The organism is Devosia sp. (assembly GCF_017307565.1).
Taxonomy (GTDB): Bacteria; Pseudomonadota; Alphaproteobacteria; order Rhizobiales; family Devosiaceae; genus Devosia.
The window spans coordinates 1-5,752 of record NZ_JAFKHD010000152.1; the positions used below are offsets into that span (position 1 = coordinate 1).

At 61.4% G+C, this 5,752-nt stretch carries 8 protein-coding genes; 3 read left to right on the forward strand and 5 right to left on the reverse strand.

The annotated features are described in order from the left end of the window. Positions 1-631 precede the first annotated feature (631 nt). The 3 genes from J0I64_RS04120 to J0I64_RS04130 all read right to left on the reverse strand — a co-directional run bounded on the left by J0I64_RS04120 (position 632) and on the right by J0I64_RS04130 (position 2,444). Positions 632-910 (reverse strand): hypothetical protein, encoded by a 279-nt coding sequence (locus J0I64_RS04120; RefSeq protein WP_291406339.1) that lies wholly within the window; start codon positions 908-910, stop codon positions 632-634. A gap of 147 nt (positions 911-1,057) precedes the next feature. Beyond that, a complete protein-coding gene (locus tag J0I64_RS04125) occupies positions 1,058-1,597 on the reverse strand; it encodes a flavin reductase family protein (RefSeq protein WP_291406340.1) in 540 nt (179 codons plus the stop codon). Positions 1,598-1,841: 244 nt separating this feature from the next. Further along, entirely contained in the window at positions 1,842-2,444 is a 603-nt protein-coding gene (locus J0I64_RS04130; RefSeq protein ID WP_291406341.1) for a superoxide dismutase, read from the reverse strand. 174 nt (positions 2,445-2,618) lie between these two features. Here J0I64_RS04130 and J0I64_RS04135 point away from each other — a divergent pair, with 174 nt between their 5' ends. From J0I64_RS04135 to J0I64_RS04145, 3 genes are all read left to right on the forward strand, one after another. Then, a complete protein-coding gene (locus J0I64_RS04135) occupies positions 2,619-3,224 on the forward strand; it encodes a metalloregulator ArsR/SmtB family transcription factor (protein WP_291406342.1) in 606 nt (201 codons plus the stop codon). Next, positions 3,221-3,712: a group III truncated hemoglobin gene (locus J0I64_RS04140; RefSeq protein ID WP_291406343.1), complete on the forward strand. Its 492-nt coding sequence runs from the start codon at positions 3,221-3,223 to the stop codon at positions 3,710-3,712. Before J0I64_RS04135 ends, J0I64_RS04140 begins: the two co-directional genes overlap by 4 nt. A 71-nt stretch (positions 3,713-3,783) precedes the next feature. Then, the gene (locus J0I64_RS04145; RefSeq protein WP_291406344.1) at positions 3,784-4,005 is read left to right on the forward strand and encodes a hypothetical protein; all 222 of its coding nucleotides are present in this window, start codon (positions 3,784-3,786) and stop codon (positions 4,003-4,005) included. Between the two features lie 122 nt (positions 4,006-4,127). On the opposite strand, the gene J0I64_RS04150 is transcribed toward J0I64_RS04145, so the two are convergent. Next, positions 4,128-4,934: an alpha/beta hydrolase gene (locus J0I64_RS04150; RefSeq protein ID WP_291406345.1), complete on the reverse strand. Its 807-nt coding sequence runs from the start codon at positions 4,932-4,934 to the stop codon at positions 4,128-4,130. Between the two features lie 68 nt (positions 4,935-5,002). Beyond that, on the reverse strand, positions 5,003-5,752 hold a 750-nt coding region (locus J0I64_RS04155), incomplete at its 5' end, for a family 43 glycosylhydrolase (RefSeq protein WP_291406346.1).

Genomic DNA, 5,752 nt, shown 5'->3' on the forward strand with positions numbered 1-5,752 from the left:
ACGCGGATCATGGCGGCGTGGTCGTCCGGATCGGTCGCCTTGATAGCTTCGAGCAGGAAGAGCTTGAGGCTACTGTTATTCCCGGCCGTCACATTGGCCGCCTCGATAAAAGCTCTGTTCCGATCGTCCGCCATCTGGCGCTCCTAGTAACTATGCGCCATGGGAAAGCGTACGTCGCTTTCCTCTCATGGCGCGAAACAAATCGACAGGTGATTTGCCGCGCCACCTTATCAGCTCAGCCGGGTCTGTCTGCCCTTCCTAAGTTTCATGCCGAAACGGGTGGACAGTGGTGTGACGAAAGCAAAATTTCACAAATTCGTCACAATCGAGCAAATCATTTCAAGCCCGCCCTCGGCCGGCAGGTGTTTACCTCTTGTTAATCTCGATTGATCTGGTAGTCTTTCAATAGAGATTGCGATGAGGCCTCCATGCCCAACGTCTACCTGATGGTTTCCTACGCCGCGCTGGCCGCCGCCCTGATCCTGGGCTTTGTGGTAACCGCTCACGGCGGGCCATTGTTCTTCTGACATAGAGCGGGCGCAGAGTCCGCTTTGGCGCCAGACGTGCCTTTCCACCCGCCCGCGATCCCGCCGGTGGGCCTCTCGCGCTTGCTTCGCAGGATTGAAGGGGTCTAGTGAACGCTTGCCGGCGTCACCGGGCTGGCCGGTCCGTCGCCGATCTTGGGTCCTTCCCAGAACACCACATAGAGCAGTTCTTCGCCCCGGGCGTCGGTGATCTCGATGGTCCGCGGCGCCCGCGTCTCTCCGCCTTCGCCGGCAATCTTGTCGATGATCGCCTTGCCGATCTCGGCGGCCTGGTGTTCTGCGGCCTCGAGGTCTGCCAGTTCGCTGCCCGCCTCGTCGCGGATCAACTGGTCGTCGGTGCGGTAGTGAAAGAAGTAGCGCGGCATGTCCGCCTCCTGGACATCAGGCAAAACGCGGCGGTCATAGCCCCGGTTGCCCATCCAGTCTGAATCGGGAAAACGATTGCAATGTGGCACTAAAGCCTGTCTCCCGAAAGTCTTACAAGGTTCCGGAAGGCTGCAAATCGCGCCGTTTCAGTCGATCGGGGTCAGGGTGTGGTAGCCATGCCGCTGCCAGATCAGCGGTTGACGTTCGTCATGGGATTCCGCCTCGACGATCGCTCCGGCAAACAGCACATGCGTGCCTGTTTCGATCGAGCCGATCACCTCGCAATCGATCACCGTCACCGCCCCGGCCAGTAGCGGTTGCCCCGAGGGCCAGCGCGACCACTCCCCAAGGTCAAAGCGCTCCTCTTGCGGCACCTTGCCGGCAAAGGCGTCGGCAATCTCGGTCTGACTCTCGGCCAGCACAGCCATGGAAAAACCGCCGGTCTTGGCCACCACATCGGCCAGCCGGCTCATGATGTCGATGGAAACAAGAACCGCCGGCGGGCTGGCCGATAGCGATAGCACCGCCGTCACCGTGCGCCCCACCACTTCGTCGCCGCGTCGCGCCGTCACGAGTGCAACACTCGAGCCAACCGACGACATGGCCGCACGGAATTCGGCAGTGTTCACCACCGGGCGGCGCGTCGGGCGCAGCACCATGCTGTCCGGCATTTCAAAATCAGCCATAACGCTACTCATGGGGGGCATCCATCTTGGCGCGGAGCGCGCCTTCGACAAAGTGCCGGATGTCGATCTTTCCGCGAACCGTCACGCAGTGCAATCCATCCGCATTTGTCGCGGTTCAGAATTTTTGGAGAAGAAGGGTGGTTTGGCTCTCGCCAAAGCGGGAGCCCCCGTTGGAGGTTTCGGGGGCTCCCCTCACGCGCATGGCCCGTCGGCAAAAGCTCGGGCCTGCCGGAAACGCCGGTCCTTAGTCCAGGCTCGCCTCGGCAAACTCATAGTTCGCCAGTTTATCGAGGAAGTTGGTCACATAGTCCGGGCGACGATTGCGGAAGTCGACATAGTAGGAGTGCTCCCACACATCGAGACCCAGCAGAACCTTGCCTTCGCCGGTGGCGATCGGGTTCGAGCCGTTCGGGGTCTTGGTGGTTTTCAGCTTCCCGTCCGCGCCCTGCACGAGCCAGGCCCAGCCCGACCCAAACTGCGTCGTCGCGGCAGTCTTGAAGGCGTCCTTGAACGCATCGACCGAACCAAAATCTTCAACGATCTTGGCTTCGAGCTTGCCCGGCAGCTTGCCGCCGGTCGGGGAGAGGGCGTTCCAGAAATGGATGTGGTTCCAGTGCTGCCCGGCATTGTTGAACACGGGCGCAAGATCAGCCTGGTCCTTGGCAAAGAGCACGATTTCTTCAAGGCTCTTGCCAGCCAGGGCCGCGGTCTTTTCGACGAAACCGTTGAGCGCCGTCACATAGGCCTGGTGGTGCTTGCCGTGGTGCAGTTCCAGCGTTTCCTGGCTCATGCCGGCCGTGGCAAGCGCATTGGTGGAATAGGTGAGGGTAGGGAGTTCAAAGGCCATTTCGGGGCTCCTTAAAAAGCGTTCCTGGTTCCCAAAAACGCGACCGGCTTGCCATTTTCGGCCATCCGGGATATTTTCCAAGCAATGACTTTGAAAACCCATTCCACGAATATGTCAAGTTCGGACTTGGAAAATTACGCGTGGTCGCCGCGCAGCCCTGGCGAGCGGGTGCTCATGGCGCTGAAAATGCGCTCTGGCCTCTCCTCGTCCGCCATTGGCGAACAGCTGGGGATCACCGGCGAAGCCGCGCGCCAGCAACTTTTGCGATTGGCTCAGGAAGGCCTCGTCGCGTCCGAAAACATCTCTTCCGGCGTCGGCCGGCCCACTCAGGCCTGGTCGCTCACCGCCGCCGCCCAGTCGTGCTTCCCCGATACGCATGCGGCCCTCACGGTCCAACTCCTCGACCTCATCGGCTCGACCCTCGGCGACGCAGCGCTCGACACCATCATCACCGCCCGCGAAACCCTCACACGGGAAGCCTATGAAGGCGCCGTATCGGACAAGTCCGAACTGAAGGATCGCGTCGCCGCCCTTGTCGACCTCCGCAGCCGCGAAGGCTACATGGCTGATTGGAACGAGCAGCCCGACGGCTCGCTGCTTCTCGTTGAAAACCACTGTCCCATCTGCGCCGCCGCCACAGCCTGCCAGGGCTTTTGCCGCGCCGAGTTGGAAGTCTTCCGCGCCGTCCTCGGCCCCGAGGTGACTGTCGAGCGCGAAGAACACATCGTCAGCGGTGGCCGCCGCTGCTCCTATCGCATTACCCCCGAGTCCGCCTCATGACCGAACCCCGCCCCCCCGTTGGCACGCGTCTCACCCGCATTGGCTGGGAAACGCCCGAAGGCCTCGACGAAGCTCTCATCCAGCAGGTCGTCAACGAATTCTACGCCGCCGCCCGCCAGGATGCAGTCATCGGCCCGATCTTCAATCGCGTCATTCCCGAAGCTGATTGGCCGGCACACCTCGCCACCATTGCCGATTTCTGGAGCTCCATGCTCCTCGGCACCGGCAAATATGGCGGCCGCCCCATGCCCAAGCACATGGCCATCCCCGAGCTTGAAGACGCCCACTTCATGCGCTGGCTGCGCCTTTTCCGCGAAACCGTCACGCGCCTCTGCACGCCCGAAATCGCCGAAATCTTTATCGAGCGCTCTGAGCGCATCGGCAATTCGTTCCGCATGAACATCGCCATGCGCCGTGGCAACGACATCACCAATATGGGGCCGTTGAAGCGCGAACCGCCCGCCGTCTGGAAGCCGGATAACTCCTGAGACATTCCGTGCCTTGATAGGGAACCAAAGCCGCTGATTTCTCTTTCCCTTGCCGGGAAGGAGTATCCATCATGGCAACCCTGGTCAGGCTCACCCCGCAGCAGATCGAGCAATTGCTCGACGACGCAGACGACATGGAACGCGCCCTCAAGGACATGAACGAGGAACTAGTCACCCTCGGCGTGCCCCAGGACACGATCACCCGTTTCGGCAAGCTCCACGACCGCTTCAGCGGCTGGATTCGCTTCCTCAGGCGCCAGCGCGAACTGGGCGCTGAACCGCCCGCCAGCTAGTCGTCCACACACAAGCCCACCACCCCATCGTCATTGCCGGGCTTGTCCCGGCAATCCATCTCGCCTCCGCATCGGCCACCGGAAAAAGCCCGATGGTGAAGACGATGGTGTGTCAGGGCGCGCTAATCATCCAGCCCGTCCAAAAACTCCAGCACCACTCCATTGAACAGCGCCGGCCGTTGCACCGGCGCAAAATGGCTCACGCCCTTCATCTCGACATAGCGCGCGCCCGGAACCGTCTCGGCGATATACCGTGCATGTTCGGCCTGAATGAACTCATCCCGCTCCGACTGCGCCACCGTCACCGGAACCCCAATCGCACGCAGATCATCCGCCGAATAATCCGGCTGGCTCCCCTGCATCACCTGCAGCTTTTCGCTCATCTCCTCGAACCGCTCCGCATGCGGCGATAACGCGGCATAGTCTTGTCTGTGCCGCTCGAGGCACTTCCCAATCACGTCCGTAAACTCAAACGGCAGCGTCCCGCTCGGATCGACATTGCAGGCAAAATAGAAGACTCCCGCCACCCGCTCCGGCGCTGCCTTGGCCATGGCAAGCCCCGTACAGGCCCCGTCGCTCCAGCCGACCACGGCGACATTGTCGATCCCCAAGTTGTCCAGCACCGCAAAGGCATCCCCAGCAAACTGGGCGTAAGAAAACGCCCCGCCATCCCACGAGCTGCGCCCATGCCCCCGGCTATCGATCACCACGACGCGATAACCCGCTTCAACAAGCGCCGGCACCTGATGGCCAAAATTGTTGGAATTCCCCAAGCCACAGTACAGCAGCACCACCGCCGGCCCCTCACCAAAACTGGCAAACCAAACGCGCGCCCCATCGCGCTCAAGAATGTCTCCCCCTGCCGGCAGGGCAGGGGGACCATTCATCGCAAAAAGGTCGAGGCCGTCGTCCTGGAAAGTGTTTTCCATCATGTCCCTCCATCTGTGACACCGCCGCGACGAGTGCACAAAACAGCTTTCGACTGTTGAGAGAGACTTTATCGCAGAAGCGGCAGATCGGTCGGAATATCGCGTTCAAACTTGAGAACGCCATCCTCCACCGTCACCCGCGCATGGTGAATGACTGTCGCCCGGGCTCGCGCATCCGGCGGCCCATCAGTCTGGCTGCGTTCGTCCCATTCGGGATGCGTGAAATAATAAAGCGCGCCATGGTCGCCCACGACCACCACATCGGCATGCCGGGCAAACCGAATATCCATCGGGTCCACACCCGGCTCGCCGCCGACAATCCCCTGCCGCACCCAATTGAGCGTGTCGTCCGAACGATAGACCGCCTGGCCCCGCCATTCATCGACGATCAGCCAGTAAAACCCGCCCAGCGCAAACACATTCGGCCCCTCATGCGGCGGCGCATCCGGCGATCCCGGCAGCACTAGCCCTTCCAACGTCCAGTCGAACATATCCGGGCTGGTCGCGCTCCAGGTGCTCGAACCCTGGCCTTCGTCCTTGTACCACATGCGCCAAAGCCCATCCGGGCTCCTGAAGACACAGGCATCAATCACATTCGAACTCGAGAGCTTCAGCGGCCCCACCCGCGTCCAGCTCGCAAGATCATCGCTGACGAAATGTGTAATCGTCCGCGGCACCTTCCAGTGCGTCGGCACCCCGGTGATATAGCTGAGGAACATGTGATACCGCCCCTCGGCAAAGATCACCTCCGGCGCCCAATGCGTGTTGAGCCCAAGATCCCCCGGCGCATCGAGCCCCTTCACCGTATCCCGATAGGT